The sequence below is a fragment of the Pedobacter suwonensis genome, assembly GCF_007833675.1.
Classification (GTDB): domain Bacteria; phylum Bacteroidota; class Bacteroidia; order Sphingobacteriales; family Sphingobacteriaceae; genus Pedobacter; species Pedobacter suwonensis.
Genome location: NZ_CP031708.1, coordinates 4,196,177 through 4,218,398, shown reverse-complemented (window position 1 = coordinate 4,218,398; position 22,222 = coordinate 4,196,177). Strand labels below are relative to the sequence as shown.

At 40.4% G+C, this 22,222-nt stretch carries 17 protein-coding genes; 5 read left to right on the top strand and 12 right to left on the bottom strand.

Features of this window, described 5'->3' with window-relative positions; genetic code table 11:
• The first annotated feature begins 22 nt into the window (after positions 1 to 22).
• On the top strand, positions 23 to 700 hold the full coding sequence (locus tag DV942_RS17405) for a DUF4397 domain-containing protein (RefSeq protein ID WP_145859642.1): 678 nt from the start codon (positions 23 to 25) through the stop codon (positions 698 to 700).
• Positions 701 to 823: 123 nt separating this feature from the next.
• Here the strand turns inward: DV942_RS17405 and DV942_RS17400 are convergent, their stop codons facing one another.
• From DV942_RS17400 to DV942_RS17385, 5 genes are all read right to left on the bottom strand, one after another.
• The gene (locus DV942_RS17400; protein ID WP_145859639.1) at positions 824 to 1,942 is read right to left on the bottom strand and encodes a Gfo/Idh/MocA family protein; all 1,119 of its coding nucleotides are present in this window, start codon (positions 1,940 to 1,942) and stop codon (positions 824 to 826) included.
• A 301-nt stretch (positions 1,943 to 2,243) separates the two neighbouring features.
• A complete protein-coding gene (locus DV942_RS17395; protein ID WP_134204736.1) occupies positions 2,244 to 2,846 on the bottom strand; it encodes an MFS transporter in 603 nt (200 codons plus the stop codon).
• 181 nt (positions 2,847 to 3,027) lie between these two features.
• On the bottom strand, positions 3,028 to 3,168 hold the full coding sequence (locus tag DV942_RS23570; RefSeq protein WP_186462335.1) for a hypothetical protein: 141 nt from the start codon (positions 3,166 to 3,168) through the stop codon (positions 3,028 to 3,030).
• A 499-nt stretch (positions 3,169 to 3,667) separates the two neighbouring features.
• On the bottom strand, positions 3,668 to 4,837 hold the full coding sequence (locus tag DV942_RS17390; protein WP_145859637.1) for an efflux RND transporter periplasmic adaptor subunit: 1,170 nt from the start codon (positions 4,835 to 4,837) through the stop codon (positions 3,668 to 3,670).
• Positions 4,838 to 4,848: 11 nt separating this feature from the next.
• Complete coding sequence (locus tag DV942_RS17385) at positions 4,849 to 9,225, bottom strand: CusA/CzcA family heavy metal efflux RND transporter (RefSeq protein ID WP_145859635.1); 4,377 nt, start codon at positions 9,223 to 9,225, stop codon at positions 4,849 to 4,851.
• A gap of 613 nt (positions 9,226 to 9,838) precedes the next feature.
• On the opposite strand from DV942_RS17385, the gene DV942_RS17380 reads away from it, so the two are divergent.
• The 4 genes from DV942_RS17380 (at position 9,839) to DV942_RS17370 (ending at position 12,278) form a co-directional block, all read left to right on the top strand.
• Positions 9,839 to 10,954 (top strand): acyltransferase family protein, encoded by a 1,116-nt coding sequence (locus DV942_RS17380; RefSeq protein WP_145859632.1) that lies wholly within the window; start codon positions 9,839 to 9,841, stop codon positions 10,952 to 10,954.
• Between the two features lie 185 nt (positions 10,955 to 11,139).
• Entirely contained in the window at positions 11,140 to 11,391 is a 252-nt protein-coding gene (locus DV942_RS17375; protein WP_145859630.1) for an FUSC family protein, read from the top strand.
• A 161-nt stretch (positions 11,392 to 11,552) separates the two neighbouring features.
• On the top strand, positions 11,553 to 11,723 hold the full coding sequence (locus tag DV942_RS23565; RefSeq protein ID WP_186462334.1) for a hypothetical protein: 171 nt from the start codon (positions 11,553 to 11,555) through the stop codon (positions 11,721 to 11,723).
• A gap of 84 nt (positions 11,724 to 11,807) precedes the next feature.
• Entirely contained in the window at positions 11,808 to 12,278 is a 471-nt protein-coding gene (locus DV942_RS17370) for a DinB family protein (RefSeq protein ID WP_090985928.1), read from the top strand.
• A gap of 389 nt (positions 12,279 to 12,667) precedes the next feature.
• On the opposite strand, the gene DV942_RS17365 is transcribed toward DV942_RS17370, so the two are convergent.
• From DV942_RS17365 to kdpA, 7 genes are all read right to left on the bottom strand, one after another.
• Positions 12,668 to 13,636, bottom strand: coding sequence for a helix-turn-helix transcriptional regulator (locus DV942_RS17365; RefSeq protein ID WP_145859627.1), 969 nt, complete (start codon positions 13,634 to 13,636; stop codon positions 12,668 to 12,670).
• Positions 13,637 to 13,897: 261 nt separating this feature from the next.
• A complete protein-coding gene (locus DV942_RS17360; protein WP_145859625.1) occupies positions 13,898 to 14,275 on the bottom strand; it encodes a hypothetical protein in 378 nt (125 codons plus the stop codon).
• Between the two features lie 371 nt (positions 14,276 to 14,646).
• Positions 14,647 to 15,777, bottom strand: coding sequence for a sensor protein KdpD (locus tag DV942_RS17355; RefSeq protein WP_145859623.1), 1,131 nt, complete (start codon positions 15,775 to 15,777; stop codon positions 14,647 to 14,649).
• Positions 15,778 to 16,150: 373 nt separating this feature from the next.
• Complete coding sequence (locus DV942_RS17350; RefSeq protein ID WP_145859621.1) at positions 16,151 to 17,221, bottom strand: porin; 1,071 nt, start codon at positions 17,219 to 17,221, stop codon at positions 16,151 to 16,153.
• Between the two features lie 202 nt (positions 17,222 to 17,423).
• Positions 17,424 to 17,984, bottom strand: a complete 561-nt coding sequence (locus DV942_RS17345; RefSeq protein WP_145859619.1) for a K(+)-transporting ATPase subunit C — start codon at positions 17,982 to 17,984, stop codon at positions 17,424 to 17,426.
• 117 nt (positions 17,985 to 18,101) lie between these two features.
• Entirely contained in the window at positions 18,102 to 20,129 is a 2,028-nt protein-coding gene (kdpB, locus tag DV942_RS17340) for a potassium-transporting ATPase subunit KdpB (protein ID WP_145859617.1), read from the bottom strand.
• Between the two features lie 89 nt (positions 20,130 to 20,218).
• Positions 20,219 to 21,931, bottom strand: a complete 1,713-nt coding sequence (gene kdpA, locus DV942_RS17335) for a potassium-transporting ATPase subunit KdpA (RefSeq protein WP_145859615.1) — start codon at positions 21,929 to 21,931, stop codon at positions 20,219 to 20,221.
• Between the last annotated feature and the right edge of the window lie 291 nt (positions 21,932 to 22,222).

The following is a 22,222-nucleotide window of genomic DNA, read 5'->3' as shown; positions in this document are numbered from 1 at the left end:
GTTCAATAAAAAATTGAATGTCATGAAACTTAAAACTAAATCTTTGATCACACGTTTTGCGGTAGCCGCAACGGTGGTGCTTTCGATTTCATCCTGCAAGAAAGATAACAACAACGATCTGAGTGCTAATGCCAGAATATCTTTCGTGAATTCTGTGGAAGGATCTGCTGCGCAGGATGCTTATATTAATGATGTTAAAGTAAGTGCATCGGCTATAGCCTATTCCAATACTGCAACGGACATCTCTACCACGACAGGCAGTAAAACCATTGCCTTTAAAAACTCGGGGTCAGCAACAGTAACCGCATCTGCAAATGTAAATGCAAGTGAAAATTCTTCTCAAACTGCTTTTTTGGTAAAACAAGCTGATGGTACAATGGCCATTAATACCTATGCCAATGATGATAATACTGTGAGTGGCAAAGCGAAAGTTCGTTTTATCAATGTGGCGCCTATGTTAAGCAGTACCATTAATGTGACAACATCTACCGGTACCAGTATTCTTTCGGCTTTAGCTTTTAAAGCAGCTTCAGCTTATCAAACGATTGATGCCAATACCAGCTTAAACGTTAACATGTCTGGTTCACTGGAAACCACAACCATAGCAGGTTCAGAGTTACAAGCCGGAAAAATATATACCATCTGGTTTGATAGCTCAACAAGCACCAAAGCTAAATACCATATCATTGTTCAGAAATAAAGAAAGCGGCCTCGGCCGCTTTTTTTATGATATATAGTTAATTTAAAAACCAGTCTTAGTGCTTATCATGTCTATTGCTGGCCAAATCATCATTGAACTCCATTACCCATTTAAAGCCGTTGCTTAAACCGTTAACCTGATCTTTTTCCCTGTTTTTACGGCTTCATAAATGGCATCAATAATTTTAAGGTCTTTTAAGCCTTCCTCTCCATCTGCAGGAACTACCGGCCTCTTATCCTCAAAAATAATGCTTGCCATTTCATCCATCTGTACCGTTTGATGCGTGGTTATCGGCTGCGTGAGTTCGCCCCGATGGGTTCTGCCTTTGATTGGACCATAACCGGTAGAAGGTTGCATTTCTGCAAATCCCTTATCGCCACTCATAAAAAATCGATCCAGGTGGTTGATGTTATAACTGGATAAGCAGGACGCCACTGCTCCGCCGGGAAAACCCAGCTGAAATTGAATGGTTTCATCCACACCTTCTTTAAACTTTACCGGATCGGTTTTGGTTTCCTGGGCTGTTATCCAAATCGGCTCTTCGCCAACCATATACCTTGCCCCATTAATCGCATAAATCCCAATATCCATCATGGATCCGCCACCAGCCAGCGCTTTATTTAATCGCCACTGCGTGGGGTCGCCTATTTTAAAGCCACATTGCCCCTGGAAAAACATGATCTTGCCGAAATCGCCCGCGTTTCTCATTCGGATCACTTCCAGCGTACGGGGTTCAAAATGCATTCGATAACCAACCAGTAACTTCACATTTGCCTTTTTACAGGCACTAACCATCTCCTGACCTTCTTTGGCATTTAATGCCATCGGCTTTTCGCATATCGCGTGTTTTCCGGCTTTTGCTATACGAATAACCTGACCATGGTGCAGGGCATTTGGTGTAGTTACATAAATGGCATCTATATCCGGATTATCTTTCACCTCATCAAAGTTCTGGTAGTGATAACAATTCTTTTCGGGAATGTTGTACTTGGCTTGCCAATCTTTAATTTTTGAAGGCGTACCACTAATTACACCTACCAGTTTAGCCTTGGTACAGGCTTTCATCGCCTCTGCTACCCGGGTACCATATCCACCCAAACCCATAATGGCTACCCGGAGTACCCTACCATCATAAGGTTGCTTGATTTCTTCGGGAGCATCAGCAAATGCTGATATGGAACTTAATTGCAACATCAATGCTGATGCACCCATTTTTTGTAGAAAGTCTCTTCTGGTATTCATATTTATCCTGTGGCTATGTAACTTATCTGGCAAAGCATCAACCCATATATTCATCTGAAATATCCAAGCTTAAAGGATTGATTTACTTTATGATAGGTAACACTAAAAAGTTACTTTTGGTTTTAAGGATATGGTTTGAAGCTTTATTTGAAGGACACATCTCTCCGTAGAGTTAAGCAAAACGACTCTACGGAGCACAAATAGTGTTGAGTCTCCAGACTCAAGAGCAACCCAATCAAATTTGATCGGCATTCTTCCTGATTCAAACTACAGGAGCAAGGCTACGAACAGACTAAGGCGTTTATTTTTTATATAGACGCGCAGTATCTATTGCTTTAATCCTGATTAGTTCTTCAATATCTTTGCCATCTACTTTCTTTCCGCTATCCAGGATATGAAAAGACAGATGATTAAAAGAGTAAGCATCTTCTGATGTAGTTGCAGATGCACCCTTGCCATACTCTTTTATTTGTTTGGTTATATCATTCCCTGTCTGGATGATTTTTGGATAAAAACCATCATTGAAAGTTCTCCTATCAATATAACCGATACCGTATTCATTGATGGAAAAATCATTTTTATTAGACAGAAACAATCTAACTTCTCCAACATAGTTTTTTGGAACAATAATAATATAAACCGGCTTATGTTCACTTATGTAAAATATAGAACAAAATATGATTACAAATATGGAGGTAAATATTGAGGTCTGCCATTTTGAATTTAGCAGTTTTTTCAATATAAAACCGAAAGCAAAAGATAAAAGCAGCGTGCCAGGTAAGGAAATCGCAACCAAAAACCAGGAAGGAAGAATCATTGTTTTCGTTTGCAACATTTGCCATATACCAATACCCAATGAAAAAATAGCGGAGATTGGTAATATGATCTCTAAAATACGCTTCAAGCTTATAATTTAAATTAATTTAGAAAGATAATATAATAATCGCCTCTTTTCCCCATCTCTCCGTAGAGTTAAGCAAAGAATCTCCACGGAGCAGGAATAGTGTTGAGTCTCCAGACTCAACTAAGCCAAAATTTATTAAACATAAAACATCGTAATAAAAAAAGCAATTTTTTGGTTTCAATTAATGTTCCTCTTCGGTATTTTTCACCTTACTCAACAAATCATAAGCGCCTTTGACCACTACTTTCGCATTATCAATCTGTTCTGCAAAAGAAATTTGGGTATAACCATTTTCGGCGACACCTGTTTTTACTTCCATCATCCTGTAGCGATAAGTTTTATTACTTCTGCTAGGTGGCTGTTCGATAAAGACAAACTTTTTACCTTCAAATTCAACAATTGCCGCATTGGGTAATGCTTCTCCTACTTCTCCGTAGCGTTAAGCGAAGCATCTTTACGGAGTATAAATAGTATTGAGTCTCCATTCTCAACTACAAACAAATCCCCTCTTTCACATCGTTTGTTACCCAATAAGTGCATAACCCCATACACCCAGGATCATAGATAATGGTAGAACGAAAAAAATCGACCATGTAGGGACTCTCTTGTTATATCCAGAGCCTCTATACCTTTCAATAACCTGCTTCAGCTTGCTTTTTCGATGATACCTTAAAAAAACAGTTATACCCCCCCATCTCTCCGTAGAGTTAAGCAAAGCGACTCTACGGAGCAGGAATAGTGTTGAGTCTCCAGACTCAACTAAGCCAAAATTTATTAAACATAAAACATCGTAATAAAAAAAGCAATTTTTTGGTTTCAATTTAATGTTCCTCTTCCTCTTCGGTATTTTTTACCTTACTTAACAAATCATAGGCGCCTTTGACCACTACTTTCACATTATCAATCTGTTCCGCAAAAGAAATTTGGGTATAACCATTTTCGGCGACACCGGTTTTTACTTCCATCATCCTGTAGCGATAAGTTTTATTACTTCTGCTAGGTGGCTGTTCGATAAAGACAAACTTTTTACCTTCAAATTCAACAATTGCCGCATCGGGTAATGCTTCAACCTTGCTCACGCCGCTTTCTACATAGGCTTTAAGATACATGCCCGGAAGCAATTGCGTATCTTCCTGATCCAGGTGACAGTGGATTTGTACGGTACGCTCTTTGCTAATTTCCCTACCTATGAGGTAAACCGTGGCCATACGTTCTTTTTCTTCGTTAGCGAGTACAAAGCGAACCTTCTGCCCCAGTTTAAGCTTGGGTACATCTTTTTCAAACACGGTAAGTTCAGCATGCAGGTGTTCGGTATCGGCAATTTTAAACATCACATCGGTTGTACTCACAAAGGCACCTATATTGGTATTAACCTGGGTAACATAGCCTGCAATTGGGGTATATAAATTGAAGGTTTTTTGAATCTGTCCTTTCTCCAATGCTGAAAAACTAATATTCATCAGGGAGAGTTTTGACCGTTGCCCCAGCAACCTTGCACTCACACTTTGGTATTCGCTTCTTGCTTTCTGCAATGCTTTTTTAGAATTTACATTTTCCTTTGCCAATTCTTCCTGGCGGTCTAACTCCTCTTTCAGGAACTGTAGCTGGCTTTTATAATCCAGGTAATCCTGTTGCATCTGAATAAATTCCGGATTTTGCATAACCGCTACGAGCGCCCCTTTCGCCACGCGTTTTCCCTGCAACATATTGGTGCTTTTCAAAATTCCTTCCAGTGGTGTAGATATTGATACCAGGCTTTGTGGAGGAAGGTCGAGCATGCCGTTTACTTTTGTTGTTCCACTTAATTCTTTCAGCTCAATTTCGCCAAGGGTAATTTCGGATAGCTTTTGCTGTTCCGGGTTAAGCGTTACAATATCGCTCTTTTCATGAACGCTTTCTTTTTCAGGTTCTTTTTCTGCGCTTTGACGACTACAGCCAGCCAAATAAAATGGAAAGGACGCCAGGATAAGAAATTTATATATGGATCTCATGATATTTATGTTTAAAATGATTGGTGGTTACCGGTTAAAAATTCAATTTGATTGATGCTCTGGCTTAACTGGAGCAAGGCCATCAGCCGGCCTTCGTAAATACCATTTGCCTGTTTAAGGTTTATCAGGTATTCTGAATAGCCTATTTCTCCGTTCTGATAAGCAATGCGGCTGTTTTTTAATATTAAGGCAGCATTGGCTAAGGCTGAAGTGACAAAATAGTCGTAACGTTTCCTGTTTTTCAGGTATTCGCTTAAAGCCTGCTGATATTGGCCCGTCAATTTTCGTTGCTGAAGTTCCAGATTGTTCGAGGCAATATCCTTATTAATCGATGCTGCCTTTGCCTTTACGGCATAAGCTCTATAAAATAAAGGAACGGAAAGGCCTACCTGAAAGCCCTGGAAACGTTTGTCGCGACCAAAGAAAACATCATTTCCATCAACTTTATGAAAACCGGTTAGTGATTGGTTGAAATAGCCAAGTGTAAAGTCGGGTAAGGCTTTGGCCAATTCTACTTTGCGTTGCTTTTCGGCGATTACAACCTGCTGTCTGAAATAGGCTATGGCAGGATTTTCATGTAGAAGCGCAGTGTCTCCGATAGAAATTTCGGGTGTTTCTGTTAAAAACCTGTCGGCAATTGAGGATAGGCTACCCCCACCAAGAAGCGTAGCAAGCTGCGCTTTATAAATTTCAATATCAGATCCATTTTGGTTAAGCAGGCTCTGTACGTCCTTAAGCTGTGTTTCCGCAGCAACCTTTTCAAGCAGATTACCCTCACCTGTTTTATACTTGAGCGACGCCGATTTTAAAAAACCCTTATAAATGCTATCCTGCTCATACAATAGTTTCTCCTTTGAATACAGATACTGAAGATTGGTATAAACCGTTTTTACCTGAAATACAAGTTCGTTTTTACTGGAAGCCACCTGAAGCTGGCCTGCTTTGATCCGTTCATTACCCAACGCTGCATTTGCCGCGAAAAGCGTTGGAAAAGGAATGGTCTGAGAAACGGTAATGTTGTTATCGTTTTTAACCAGACTATTGTATTGGCCGTAAAGCATGGATATTTCCGTTTTAGGCATTTCGAAAGTGCCTTTTCTAAGTGTCTGTTGCAAGGCTACATCAAGGTTAGCCCCGTTTATTATCCGGTTGTTTTCCAGCGCTGCAGATACGGCCTGTTTAAGTGTTAACGAAGTTTGCGCCTTAGCAGGCTGCAATCCAAAAAACACAATAAATACGACAATAATGCCTGCTATCGGTGATATTTTTAACTTGTTACTGCCCATTTTTTCAATCCAGATATAAAGCACCGGAAGTACCAAAAGGGTTAGCAGTGTTGCAGAGATTAGTCCGCCGATAACAACCGTAGCCAGCGGTCGCTGCACTTCAGCACCGCTTCCGCCAGAGATGGCCATTGGAAGAAAACCCAGAGAGGCTACAAGGGCCGTCATAATAACCGGGCGCAGCCTAACCGAGGTTCCTTTTCTGATAATTTCCTGTATATCTTTCATTCCTTCTTTTTTTAACCTGTTAAATTCACTGATAAGTACAATACCATTAAGTACCGCAACACCAAATAGCGCTATAAAGCCTATGCCTGCAGAGATACTAAAGGGCATACCACGTGCCCAAAGGGCAAATACACCACCAATAGCCGATAAAGGGATGGCGGTAAAAATTAACAGTGCATGTTTAATGGATGAAAAAGTAAGATAAAGCAACAGTAAGATGAGCAGTAAGGCCAGCGGCACGGCAACACTTAATCTTTTATTGGCTGCCTGCAGGTTCTCGAAAGTACCGCCAAAGGTGGGGTAATATCCTGGTGAAAACTTAACTTCTGCATCAACCTTTTGCTGAATTTCCTTTACGATACTTTCTACATCCCTTCCCCGCACATTAAAACCGACAGTAATCCGTCGCTTTGCATCATCGCGCTGAATCTGGTTAGGTCCTTCCTTATACTCGATATCGGCCAGTTGTTCCAGTGGAATCTGGTTGCCATTAGTTGCTGTAACAAACAGATTTTTCACGTCATCAAGCGACTGCCTGTTTTCTTTTTCGAGGCGGACAACCATATCGAACCGTTTTTCGCCTTCGAATACCAAACCAGCCACTTCTCCCGCAAATCCCGAACGGATAGCCGTATTCACATCTTCAATATTCAATCCGAACTGTGCAATCTTTTCTCTATGAAATTTGATGATCACCTGTGGAAGTCCCGAAGCCTGTTCCACATAAATATCCTGTGCCCCTTTTATTTTCCCGGCTATAGCACCAACCTGCGCTGCGTAGGTACTGAGCTTGGAAAAATCTTCTCCGTAAATTTTGATTACCACATCTTGCCTTGCGCCAGTCATAAGTTCATTAAAACGCATTTGTATAGGCTGTTGGAAACCGAAAGTAACTCCCGGGATATACTGTTCGAGCTTGGTCTGCATTTTTTCTGCCAGTTCATCTCTCGTTGAAGCAGTTGTCCAATCGCGCTTATTTTTGAGGATAATAATCAGGTCACAGGCTTCTACCGGCATCGGGTCGGTAGGAATTTCGCTGGAGCCAATCTTTCCGATAACCTCCTTTACCTCCGGAAAATTTGCCTTTAATACTTTCGCTGCACGCGTAGAGGCTTCAATGGTTTGCGAAAGGCTGCTTCCGGTAAGCACCCTGGTTTCTACGGCAAAATCGCCCTCTTCCAATGTAGGAATAAATTCGGCCCCCAGGTAATTGAAAATGACCAGGCCAAGCACAAATAATCCAACTGCAATACCCACAACTGCCACTCTTGCCCGCAATGCAAAGTTGAGCATCGGCGTATATACGCGTTGAAAAAAAGACATAATCCGGTCTGAAATATTTCTTTTGGTATTGATGGTTTTACTTAGAAAAAGTGCACTCATCATCGGTACATACGTTAACGATAAGATAAAAGCACCTAAAATAGCAAAGGCTACTGTTTGCGCCATTGGCCTGAACATTTTACCTTCTATGCCTACCAGAGCCAAAATCGGTAGATAAACAATCAGGATAATGATTTCGCCAAAAGCGGCACTGTTACGGATTTTGGAAGCAGATTCAAAAATTTCTGCGTCCATTTCCTGCTGGCTTAACCTGTTTTTGTTTTGGCGAAGCCCAAGATGATGAAGTGAGGCTTCTACAATAATAACCGCGCCATCTACAATGAGTCCAAAGTCTATCGCACCCAGGCTCATCAGGTTTCCACTGACGCCAAAAAGGTTCATCAAACAGATGGCAAAAAGCATGGCGAGCGGAATCACCGAAGCCACAATCAATCCGGCGCGGAAATTCCCTAAAAGCAGTACCAATACAAAAATCACAATTAATGCACCTTCTGCCAGGTTTTTCGTTACTGTGCCAATGGCACTGTTTACCAATTTGGTACGATCAAGGAATGGCTCAATGACAACCCCCTCCGGAAGATTTTTGGCTATCTGATCCATCCGGGTTTTTACGTTTTTGATAACCTTTGATGAGTTGGCGCCCTTTAACATCATCACTACCGCGCCTACTACCTCCCCCTGATCGTTCCGGGTCATGGCACCATATCTGGTGGCCGCTCCGATCCTCACTTCAGCTACATTTCTGATCAGCACAGGGGTACTGTTTTCATTTGTCCTTACCACGATATTCTCAATATCGTCTATACTGTTGATCAGTCCTTCGCTCCGGATAAAATAGGCATTAGGCTTTTTATCAATGTATGATCCGCCGGTATTCTGGTTGTTTTTCTCAAGCGCCTTAAAAATGTCGCTAATGGAGATATTCATGCTTCTCAGTTTATCCGGATTAATGGCAATCTCGTACTGCTTGAGGTAGCCGCCAAAGCTGCTCACATCTGCTATACCCTCCACACCCAAAAGCTGGCGGCGAACAATCCAGTCTTGAATGGTGCGAAGCTCGGTGGCATCGTATTTCTTTTCATATCCTTTTTTAGGGTGGATAACATATTGGTAGATCTCTCCCAGCCCGGTAGTTAAAGGTGCAATTTCTGGTGTGCCGATCCCCTTTGGAATAGCTCTTTCTACTTCAGTAAGCCTTTCGCTCACTTGCTGACGGGCCCAGTAAATTTCTATATTTTCCTTGAACACGACCGTTACAACTGAAAGACCGAACCGGCTAAAGGAACGGACTTCTTCTATTCCAGGAATAGTGGCCATGGTCTGCTCTACCGGATAGGTTACAAAACGCTCGATATCTTCCGCGCCATTGCTGGGAGACGAAGTAATAATCTGGACCTGGTTATTGGTAATATCCGGAAGCGCATCTATAGGAAGTTGCCTCAGGGAGTAGATTCCCCAGGCAATGAGCGCCAGCATCAAAATTCCCACCAGCAGTTTTTGCCTGATGGAGAACTGTATTATTCTGTTCAACATGGTTGTTTAAATCAAAAATCAATAAATAGCAGGGCATTATTGCGCTGTGTAGCACAAAATATGCAGGTAAGAAACTGTCTTTTCACGGACAGCAATAAGATAAATTGATTAAACGAGTTTAGGCGGTTGCCAGATATCAATGGGTTGCTTTTTCAATGCAGAGCATTTGAAAATTGGGTATGGTTTGCGAAATACCGGAATAGTGAGGTTGGTTAACTTTTCTGAAGGGAAGTGCTGACCGACCGAGCAGCAGGCACAGCTACAGATTGGCGGACAGGCTTCTCCATGTGCATGTTCAGCTTTAGTATGACCACTTTGTACGATGCTTTCGGTTTGAAACCTTGAAACCATATCTTCCTTGTCCTGGCAGGGCATTAGGCCCAGAAGGATCAAATAAAAAGAAAAAAGGAATATAAAGTTTTTCACCAAGGGCAAATGTAATGATTTAAGTTTTTAATTTACAAAGCTGGTTTTATTATCTAGATCTTGTTTTGATCGTTAAAAATGATAATCTCTTCATTGACTACATATGTTACGTATCATTATAGATGCAAAGTGATGCGGCAAGGAATGTTGGCTATTTTTATGGCTTACCTTTTTTTAAAGCCTTTACATGAATATTAAACCGGGTAATGAGTTAATTACCAAGCCGCACTACCCTATTCTGGATGGTCTGAGGGGTATTGCCGCTATAATCGTTGTCACCTTTCATTTAACCGAACCGCTTGGAACTGGCCACCTTGACATCCTGGTGAACCACGGCTATCTTGCGGTAGATTTTTTCTTTTTGTTATCGGGTTTTGTGATGGGTTATGCTTATGACGACAGATGGAATAAAATGAGTGTCGGCAGTTTTTTCAAGCGCCGTATCGTACGTCTGCAACCCATGGTCATTTTGGGTATGACCATTGGCGCTATCGGATTCTATTTTACAGACTCTGCCATATGGCCGCTCATTCATACCGTACCGCTGTGGAAGATGTTACTGGTATTGCTGATCGGTTATACCATTCTGCCCATACCACTATCACTTGACATACGTGGCTGGCAAGAAATGCATCCGATGAACAGTGTGGGCTGGTCGTTATTTTTTGAATACATAGCCAATATTCTTTATGCGGTATGGATCAGAAAATTTTCAAAAACAGCATTAAGCATCTTAGTAGTGATTGCAGCCATTGCATTGTCCTATCTGGCCATTACCAATGGAGATGTAAGTGGTGGCTGGACATTAAACGTAGAACAGGTACGTATTGGTTTTACCCGGACCATGTACCCTTTCTTTGCAGGTTTGTTGCTTTCCCGCGTTGCGAAGCCTGCCAAAATTAAAAATGCTTTTTTATGGTGCAGCTTATTAATTGCCCTGATACTTTATATGCCCCGCATTGGTGGTGCTCAGCATCTTTGGATGAATGGGTTATATGAGTCGATAGGTATCATCATCGTTTTTCCACTTATTGTGTACATTGGTGCCAGCGGCGTATTGCAAACAAAATCAGAGTACAAGATATGCAAATTTCTGGGTGATCTATCCTACCCGATTTATCTGGTGCATTATCCTTTGGTTTATTTTTATGTGGCCTGGATCAGTAACCATAATGGCATTACCATTATAAAGGCCTGGCCATACGCTTTAATCATTTTAATAGGAAGTGTTGCTTTAGCCTATGCCACTTTAAAGTGGTATGATGAACCAGTCCGTAAATGGTTACGAAAAAAGTTTGCATAACATGAGTATCATTCTTTGAATCTCGTTACCAAAAGCCGTAACGTTAGGTACAGTTTTAAATTACGTTTTCGGATAGGTGATTTCCCAATTTTTTAAAACGCAAATCAGGATGCTTGTGGCACCAATTATTTATATTTGGCATATTGACTGGAATCATTAACTAAAAAACGTACTAGCTCACCAAAATGGAAACGAAAAAACTATCAGAATTAACGGACCAGGAATTACTGCAGGAAGCAAAGAAAAAGAAATCGGCAGCCGTGATGAATGCATTGTTAATAGGGTTTCTGGCTGGCATTATATTTTTTAGCGTGGCAAAAAATACATTAGGCTTTTTAACACTCATCCCTTTGTTTTTCATCTATAAACTGGTTAATAATTCTGAATATGATAACAGCGAATTAGAAAACCTTTTAAAAGAAAGAGGACTGAAATAACTAGATGGAGAGTTAACAGCATATCTTGATCATATCCTTAAAGCTTTAAACTCATGATGAGGGTTTAATGGTAGCTACCGCTCGGTATAGTAACAACAAGCTTGACACTACTAATCGGAGGGAAAACCTCCATTTGGCACAGTTATCGCTCTAGTATGATTATGAAAAAGATATATTTTATTGTAACCTTATCGGTAATGCTGCTTTCCAGTGCCTGTTATAGCACAAGAACAGCCGGCAACAGCGGAAAAGTGCCTCCGGGGCAGGCTAAAAAAGGTACGGCTTCCAAATCGGCCAGACCATTTGCTCCGGGCCAACAAAAAAGAAACTAAAAATGAAAATATTTAATCTGTTTTGAGTGACAGGCCGTTGTCATAGGCTGGTTTTAGTTTTGTTCTATTAAATTATATAACAAAATGTCAGCAGTTATGATTACCAAAAGCGAATTACTACAACACTGGTTAGGTCACCGAAAGCTAACCCGAAAAACCATTGAAAAATTTCCTGAAAAAGAATTATTCGAATTCTCAATCGGTGGAATGAGACCATTTTCAGCATTGATTAAAGAATTACTATCGATTGATGTTCCGGGTTTAAAGGAAATGGTAACGGGAGAAACTTCACCTTTTAATCATGATCTTCCGTTGCATACCAAAGAAGAGTTACTAACGAAATGGGATGAGGATACTACCAAAATTGCAGCATACTTTAATAAAATAAATGAAGAACAGCTTCACGACACCATCAAATTGTTTGGAATGTATGAGTTTACCATCATTAGTCACCTCTTATATTTCATCGATAACGAAATACACCACCGTGGGCAGGGCTTTGTTTATTTGAGGGCATTAGGTATTGAACCTCCATTTTTCTGGGATAGGTATTAACCTGAGTTCGATTAATAATATTGCCTCTCTGTAGCTTATATCGACTTTTAATTAAGATGCCGTCACCCTGAACCGAGCCTTAGCGAGCTCACCGAAGGTAATTCATTTCAGGGTCTTTCCTGCTAAAAAGATGCTGACCACGGAGTAGCTACAAGACCATTGAAAATATTATTTCTACTTGTAAAACAAGTTCAGTATGACGAATCGGTCGGAGACGAGTCGTTTATAAGGCAGTATTTTAATTAAATAATTATCAAGTTCAGGTTATTAAATAAAAAACTGTATTATGAAATAAAATTGTCATCCTGAGCTTGTCGAAGGACTTCTTTTAGATTTCTGATAAAGTGTTTCGACAGGCTCAACGTGACAAATTCCAAGCGAATTATAATTTATAAGATAGCCCCTTTGTTTTTTATCCTTTTTAAACCAGATTCCATGATTTCTACCAGTTCATGATTTAAATGGGCTGGCTCTATAATTTCAGCTACATCAACGAATTTAATAAACCAGCGTACAAAAGAAACAACAGAGAGGGAACAATCGAAATACATCAACACAAAATCATCCGAAATTTCCTCTTCCCTGAATCCGAAAATCTGGCGGTCCCAGTATAGGTAGTGGGCGTACTTCCGATCTACCCTGAGTTCGATTTTCGTTTTGTTTTCTGACAATCCTTTATCACGAAACTCATGAATTGGCGGGTGTGAAATAGTAAAATTTTCTTCAAGTACCGTAACTTTTTTAATCCTGTCCAACCTAAAATTTCGGTAATCTTTCCTTAAATGGCAATAGGCCAAAAGATACCAGAAACCATGTTCATAAAATATACCTATAGGTTCTACAGATCTGCCAACCGGATAAACATCACTACTTTTGAGGTAATCGATGCGGGTTATCTTCTTCTTTAACGTGCTATTGAGCAATACATCAATAATGTTGGGCAGGTAATCATTGGATTTAAAATCATTTTTAAGATGTATGGTATCTTCTAAATGCAGAAAATCTTTTTTTTGATGCACCTGGAAAGAGCTTTTTATCTTGATGAGTGCAGCATCAAAATGTTTTTTAACAAATTCTGTTTCATGTTTCTGCATCACTTTTTCAGCAACCATTAAACTGAGAATTTCTTCCTGGCTAAACCTGGATGGCTGTAACCTAAAACCTTCCATAATCGAATAACCACTTCCTGGTTCATTTACGATCGGTATTCCGGCCATCTCCAGGGCCTTTAAATCCCTGTAAATCGTCCTCAAACTGATTTCGAACCGTTTTTGTAATTCTTCCGCAGTAACTATAGATTTAGATTGTAAAAGAAAAAATAGCTGTAATATCCGGTCAAATCTTTTGGTAATATCCATTCCTTAAAATGCAGTTTAAATTTCTCAGCTAATTTAATCTGTTTGCCCTTTGGCAGGAATCCAGATTAATTTATCCGCATTGCAAATTTAGGAAATATGATGACAGCCTTATGGCAGTAGCAACTTATGTTTTATAGATTAAGGGAGGTTATCCAAGCCTTATAGAATCTAGGTAAGATCAAAGACAATTGCAATTTATACGGTTTTACCACATTTGCGAATGTTCTTTTGCCTGTTTTAAAACTATTGAATAAAATGATGTTACTGATTAATCATCATTTTTGCTGCTTTAAGTTGCGTAGCCAATAACACGCCGCCAAGTGCCGCCGTTAAGAAAATGCCTTCATAAATCCACAATGGTTTTTTCTTTTTAAAACCCTTGTAAAAAGTATGTGCAGCTATTACCCCAAGACCAACAAACTCAATATTGCGCTGCACTTGTTTTGATGCATCTTTGTTTTTAATTAAAGCAAGACGCAACAGCTCATCTATTAAACTGATGTTTTTAGAAACACCTTTCCTGATCTGTCTTTTACTTGCCGGAGCCCCTAATTTCTTCGCTGCACTTTGTAAACCTGTAGTGGTAATCTCATTAATCAGACGTGTTTTCGTATCATTTCTTTCCATATCGCTTTTCATAGGTCCTATTATTTTAACCCCACACAAAAGATATAGTTTTGATAAATTTGAGAAAAGTAGAACAGTGGATATACGACAAGAGTAAGACAAAGCTGATGATAAGCCGATCAGCGGCCTGAAATCTTCAAGACCAAATCCAGCAATTTAATGTATACTGATGGAATCCTGAAAACAACCACAGCTGCGAAAAAACTACCGTGCCACAAGGCAGAATGCACTAATAAAATTTTATTTGGATAAGGTAGTTTCTAGAATCAACCGGTCTAATATCAAACAAGATACCAGGCAAACGGTAATTAGGCAGCTATAAAGTTTCTGCGCCTTACGATTTTATAAACTGGAAGCTAATCTTAAGACATGGAGTAAATTTTTCATGATAAAATCACCAGATCAATATCCTTCATGGCCAGATTTTTTAATAGTCCGTTAAATACCGGTGTACGTAAAATTACCTGAAAAATATTAAGATGGGGCTTACCGATACATATCGTTGTAATTTCCTTTTTAGTAGCAACATCAATGATGGTTTCGGTAATGGCGTTACTTTTAATTTTAATGACTTCGGCACCCAGTTCGGTAGCCAGTTTAAAATGGTTGATCAAATGGCGCTGCTTGTCCAATTTAATGCGCTCCATACTTTCGTTCTCGCGCTGCACATACAATACCATCCATGGCGATCGGTAATAGGAAGCCAGTCTTGCTGTTTTGCGGATCACTATTCCCGCAGTTTCGGCATTAGATGAAATACAGGCCAAAAAACGTTCGGGCCTGAGCTTAATCGATTTGGGAATTTCAGTCTGGATTTTCCGTTCTACCTGATGCACTACTTCTTTTAAAGCCAGTTCGCGCAATTGAAGGATTTTATCAGACTGAAAAAAGTTAGCTAACGCTCTTTCAATTTTTGACTGCTCATAAATTTTGCCTTCTTTAAGGCGGGTAACCAATTCGTCAGCAGTAAGGTCGATATTTACGATTTCATCGGCAATTTCTAATATCTTATCCGGGATCCGTTCGGTAATGGCAATACCAGTAATCTGCTCAATTTCTTCATTAATACTTTCCAGGTGCTGAATGTTTACTGCAGAAATAACGCTGATCCCCGCTTCGAGCAGATCGAAAACATCTTGCCAGCGTTTAGTGTTTTTACTGCCCTCAACATTGGTATGGGCGAGTTCGTCCACAATCACAATTTCGGGATGGCGGTTCAGGATCCCCTTGAGATCCATTTCCTCTATTTCCTTGCCCCGATAAAAGATTTTCCGTCTTGGAATAATCGGCAAGCCTGCAACAAGTGCTTCGGTTTCCGCCCTTTTATGGGTTTCCACATAACCGATACAGACATCTACACCATTTCGAAGCAAGGCATGCGATTCCTGGAGCATTCGGTAAGTTTTACCCACACCAGCACTCATGCCCATATAGATTTTAAGCTTTCCGCGCCTGGATTTTTTAACCAGGTCTAAAAAATGCCTGACCGATTCTTCTTTTTGTTCTTCTTCCACAATCTTTACCAGCTAACATTCATGATTCCTTTTTCTATTAATGTCGTAATGACTATGATCATAGCCAACGTAAATAATAAGATTATAAACCTAAAAGAAATCTTATTATAAAGCAGTTTGAAATACTTTTCTGTGGCATAACTTCTTTTTTTGCACCTGCCCTGTCTTTTTAAAGAATTTAATTTCCACATCATGAATATTCCTAAGAACGCTAAAAACAGGCTGAATATGATTTCTATGTAGGGATGCATGCTTTTATTTTTTTCGAAAATGAACGTCATCTCGACTGAAGTGCAACGGAATGGAGAGATCTGTATCGAAAGATTTCTCGACTCCGCTTTGCTCCGCTCGAAATGACGAAAGCTTTGGTATGCTAAAACGATACTGCAATACTCGCCGTTAAACTTGCATTGGCATTAACCGCAGCACCTTCCCTGGTAAATATTTTGTCTTTGCTATCATAGGCTTTTCCCTCCAGCCTTACAACAGCATTGGCTATTGGCGAATAATCAAGATTTAAAGAATAACCTTTGGTTTTAAAACCCTGTGGCGTGCCAGTTGGAATAAAAATGCCGTTTTTATCCTCATAATATTCAAACCTTCCGGCAATGGCCCATTTTGGTGCAAACTTGTATTGTGCAATAGCTACCGGAGAAATGACTTCATTTTTATCACTGCTGCCTTTTTGCTTTTGTTGCGTACCATAATCAAATCCAAGGGTGATGCCAAATTTATTGGTTAGCTGGAAGATGCCATAAAGGTTGTGGTAAAACCGATTAACCCGAACTGAATCAACACCTTCCGTTCCAAGATAATTACTATAGTTTACTGTAATTTTATCTGTAGGTTTCAAGGTAAGCTGAAGTCCACCGGCAGGTCTATTGTTTCCATTCTGGCGGCTAATGCGCTGCCATCCGTTCAGGTATAGTGCGCTAGCCGTAAATTTACCGTCTTTAGTGCCATAAGTAATTTTTGCACCCGATTCATAATAAGGTGTATTTTCTGAAGAAATATTTCTGGTCAGCACCCAACAATCTTTCGAAACTGCACTTTCGAAACCGATGTGCGACGAAAAGACTCCGGCATCGACCCAAAGATTTTCTGTTTTGGATAATTTCACCCCTGCATTGGCCTCCAAGATATTTTTTAATACGCCAGGCTCGGCAACCAGGTTGGCATTGGCATAAGTTCCTGCCATAACAGCTACATTAGCCCTGATCATTCCGCTGTCATAAGCAGCTTTGATGAAACCCAGGTTTAGGTTTACTTCGTTTGCGCGGTTATGCGAATATATAAAACCAGGACGGTTGTGGTCTGCAGGTTGATTAAAGTCGTATCCATAATAAGCCTCAAGGTATCCCGTTACTTTAATTTTAGGTTCTTCCTGTGCTTTGGCAATAGATCCTGTAGCGAGTGTAACGGCAAGTAATAGTATTTTTTTCATTTTATCTGATTGTTTTGTATTGGGCAAAGCCTAAGGCCCAGATTTCTTTGATACCAGGCCTTAATGCATTGCCGTTGTTATTGTTTTGGGAAATTGTTTGTTATAAACGGTCGTCATCTCGACTGGAACGCAGTGGAATGGAGAGATCTTTAAACGAGTGATTTTAGATCTCTCCGCTACAGTCGAAAGGACGATATTAAAACTAAAACGCATCAAGGGCAAGATTTAATTTCAACACATTTACGGATGAGGGGCCAAATAAACCCATAAATGGTTTCAGTGTATTCATGGCCACCAGTTCTTTTACCTTTTTCACATCGATTTTACGGGCCGCAGCAACTCTGTCAACCTGAATCGCAGCGCCTTGTTCCGAAATATTTGGGTCAAGTCCGCTTCCTGATGCAGTAACCATATCGGCGGGGATATCAGATTTTTTGATACCAGGGTTATATTTCAATAAAGTATCAATACGGGATTGCACTTCTTTTAAATAATCAGGATTTGATGGTCCTTTGTTAGAACCTGCAGAACCCGCTGCATTATAGGCCACAGCCGATGGCCTTCCCCAGAAATATTGCGGTTTAGTAAACGACTGGCCCAATAAGGCATAACCTACTGTTTTACCATTTTTGGTGATTTTTTCTCCACCACCATTTCCTTTAGACATTTTGCCGATAAAGGCAACAGTAACAGGATATATTACGCATAACAGTACCAATAATACCAATGTTAAGCGGATGGATTGAACGATGTATTTTTTCATTTTGTTTTCTTTTTAAATTTTCTTGGTGTCATGCTGAGTTGCGAAGCATCTTTATCTGCTAATAGTGCTTATTTTTCTGCTATCCCATATCTAAAGATTCTGCGCTCAAATTGACATTTATACAAACAGGCCGACTAATAAATCAATTATTTTAATCCCTATAAACGGGGCTACTACCCCACCAATACCATAGATAAACAGGTTTCTGCGTAATAAAGCAGTTGCTCCGATGGGTTTGTAAGCCACACCTTTTAAAGCCAATGGGATCAGTATCGGGATAATGATGGCGTTAAAAATTACTGCCGACATGATCGCCGATTCTGGCGAATGCAAGCCCATAATATTCAGACTTTGCAGCGCTGGTATTGAAGCGATAAATAAAGCCGGAACAATGGCAAAATACTTGGCCACATCATTTGCAATGGAAAAAGTGGTTAATGTGCCGCGGGTAATCAACAATTGTTTACCGATTTCTACAATCTCGATCAGTTTGGTCGGATCGTTATCCAAATCAACCATGTTACCAGCTTCCTTAGCGGCCTGTGTTCCGCTGTTCATGGCAACACCCACATCGGCCTGTGCCAAAGCAGGTGCATCATTGGTACCATCACCCATCATCGCTACCAGCTTACCAAGGGTTTGTTCATCTTTAATGTAATTCATTTTATCCTCAGGTTTGGCCTCGGCAATAAAATCATCAACACCCGCTTTCTCTGCAATGTATTTAGCGGTCAACGGGTTATCTCCGGTTACCATTACTGTTTTTACCCCCATTTTCCTTAAGCGTTCAAAACGTTCGCTAATGCCGGGTTTAATAATATCCTGTAATTCGATTACACCAAGGGCTTTTTCATTTTCAGCTACCACTAAAGGTGTACCGCCATTGGTAGCGATGGTTTTTACATGATCTTCAATATCAGAAGGAAAATGATTTCCGGCTTTTTGCACCATGTTCCTGATCGAATCAAAAGCACCTTTTCTGATCCTTTTGCCATCGGCAGTATCTAGTCCGCTCGAACGGGTTTCGGCAGTAAACTTGATAAAAACAGATCCTTCTGGCGTTCCGGTAGATTGAACACCCTGTTCGGCGGCCAGTTCAATGATTGATTTTCCCTCCGGAGTTTCATCTGCCAAAGAACTTAATACACAGGCATCTGTAAAAACTTTAATATTTACACCTGCAGTTGGATAAAAATTGGTGGCTTTACGGTTACCGATGGTAATGGTTCCGGTTTTGTCTAATAGCAATACATCAATATCGCCTGCTGTTTCAACCGCTTTACCCGATTTGGTAATTACGTTTGCCCTTAAGGCCCTGTCCATTCCGGCAATACCAATGGCAGATAAAAGTCCGCCGATAGTAGTTGGGATCAGGCATACAAAAAGCGAAATCAACGCGGCAATGGTGATCGGTGTATTGGCATAATCAGCAAAAGGTTTCAAGGTTACGCATACAATGATGAATACCAGTGTAAAACTGGCCAGCAGAATAGTTAAAGCAATCTCGTTTGGTGTTTTCTGACGTGATGCACCTTCAACCAAGGCAATCATCTTATCTAAAAAGCTTTCTCCCGGAGCTGTACTTACCTGAACTTTAATCTCATCAGATAAAACTTTTGTTCCGCCTGTTACCGAAGACTTATCACCTCCTGATTCGCGGATTACCGGAGCAGACTCACCCGTAATGGCCGATTCGTCAATAGTAGCAATACCTTCAATAATCTCTCCATCCGTTGGAATCGTATCGCCTGCTTCACATATAAATACATCACCTTTTTTTAACTGGTTAGAAGAACGGATTTCGATACTTCCATTATCCAGAAGCACTTTTGCAGGTGTTTCTTCTCTTGTTTTACGAAGGCTGTCGGCCTGTGCCTTACCTCTTGCCTCTGCAATGGCTTCAGCGAAGTTTGCAAACAAAACGGTAAGCAATAAAACTAAAAAGATGAAGAAGTTGTATAAGGGCGCTCCTTGTCCGGTATGGCTGAAAGAGTATACCGTAACATAAGCCATGATCAGGGTTCCGATTTCTACGGTAAACATAACGGGGTTCCGTACCATTGCCCTAGGATCAAGCTTAATGAAAGATTGTTTTAGCGCGGTCTGCACCAAGGCAGGTTCGAACAATTTATTATTGGGTTTCATATTATTTATTTATGTATGATGGAAGATGTGTGATGGATGATGTAGGCGTTAATTGCGCATTTTCCATTATCCATCTTACCTTTTCCATCCTAGTGAGTAAAGTATTCTGCCAACGGACCTAAAGCCAGGGCAGGGAAATAAGAAAGTGCGTTTAAAACAATGATAACCGCAAAAGTCATCAGTGCAAAGGTTTTGGTATCTGTTTTAAGTGTACCAGCCGATTCAGGGATGAATTTTTTAGCGCCTAGTAATCCAGCGATGGCAACCGGGCCTATAATTGGCAGGAAACGCCCCAGGAAGATCACTATACCGGTAGATAGATTCCAGAATATATTGTTATCTCCAAGCCCCTCAAAGCCGGAACCGTTGTTGGCATTAGATGAAGTCATTTCATACAGCATTTCAGAGAAGCCATGGAAACCAGGATTATTGAGCCAGTTTTTAGGCTGAACAGCCCATGCAGCATTGCCATAATTGGTGAATATATAACTTGCGATTGCAGTTCCGGCAAGGATTAAAAACGGACTCAACAAAGTAATAATGGCCGCAATTTTAATTTCTCTGGCTTCTACCTTATGTCCCAGAAACTCCGGCGTTCTGCCCACCATCAGGCCTGAAATAAACACGGCAACAATCAGGTAAATGAAGTAATTTAATAAACCAACACCACAACCTCCGTAGAATGAGTTGATCATCATCCCCAATAACTGCCAGGTACCCGACATTGGCATGGTACTATCGTGCATGCTGTTTACGGAACCTGTAGAAATAATGGTAGTTACGGTTGCCCAATAGGCAGAGGCAGCCGGACCGAAGCGCACTTCTTTACCTTCCATCGCCCCGGTTGTTTGTGAAATACCCATTTTGGCTAAGGCTGGATTCCCGCCTAGTTCTGAACTAAGCATAGGAAGCAGCAGCATAAATAAACCGATGGTCATCACCCCAAAAATGGTCCAGCCCATTTTTTTTCTGCGGATAAAATAGCCGAATGCAATTACCATGGCAATAGGAATAATAACCTGTGCAATCAGTTCAACCATATTGGTAAAATAACTCGGGTTTTCGAAAGGATGTGCCGAATTGGCTCCAAAATAACCTCCGCCATTTGTACCTAAATGTTTAATCGCGATCATTTGAGCAGCTGGTCCCCTCGAAACATTAATGGTATCGCCTTGCAATGAAATGAATTTATCTTTCCCCTTATAACTGGCTGGTGTACCATTAAAGGTTAAGATCAAAGCCATTATAAAAGATAATGGCAGCAATAAACGTGTAATGGATTTTACAAAAAATTCCCAGAAATTGCCGAGCTCGGTTGTTGTTTTATCTCTAAATGCTTTAAAAAGCACTACTGCAGCAGCAATACCTGTTGCCGCGCTTACAAACTGAAGAAACATCAGCACATATTGCTGGGTAAGGTAACTTACGCCACTCTCGCCAGAATAATGTTGTAGATTACAGTTGGCAACAAAGCTGATAATGGTGTTAAAAGCCAGATCAGGTGTCATTCCAGGATTCCCATCCGGGTTGAACGGAAGTTTATCCTGAAAAATAAGTACAAAAAATCCATAGAACAACCATAAGACATTAATGGTAAACAGTGCTTTCAACTGCTGTTTCCAGTTCATCTGTTCTTTGATATTGATTCCGGAAAGCTTGTAAATACCAGCTTCAACTGGTTTCAAAAAATCTGTCCAGACTTTTTCTCCTGCAAAAACCTTGGCCAGGTATTTACCTAGAGGTATAGCAATAACCAGGGTGAGCAGAAATGTGGCTATAATGCCTGTTAATTCAGTATTCATTTTTTAATTTGTTAAATCTCCATTGATGGAGGAAGGATTAAAATTTTTCGGGTTTGATCAGCACGTAAATCATATAGATAAATACGGCGACGGCGATCATAAATAATGCGATCATAGTGTTAGATTTTTTCGAACCAGTTTATTGATTTGTAAGTAGCACAGCAGAGCAGCACCAGGATTAAGAAAAATAATATTGTCATGATTGTAATGATTTTACAGGCCAGTAGCCAACTCTTATACCAGAAAAGAGAACACGCACTTAAATAACAGATAACTAATACCTTAAACAAC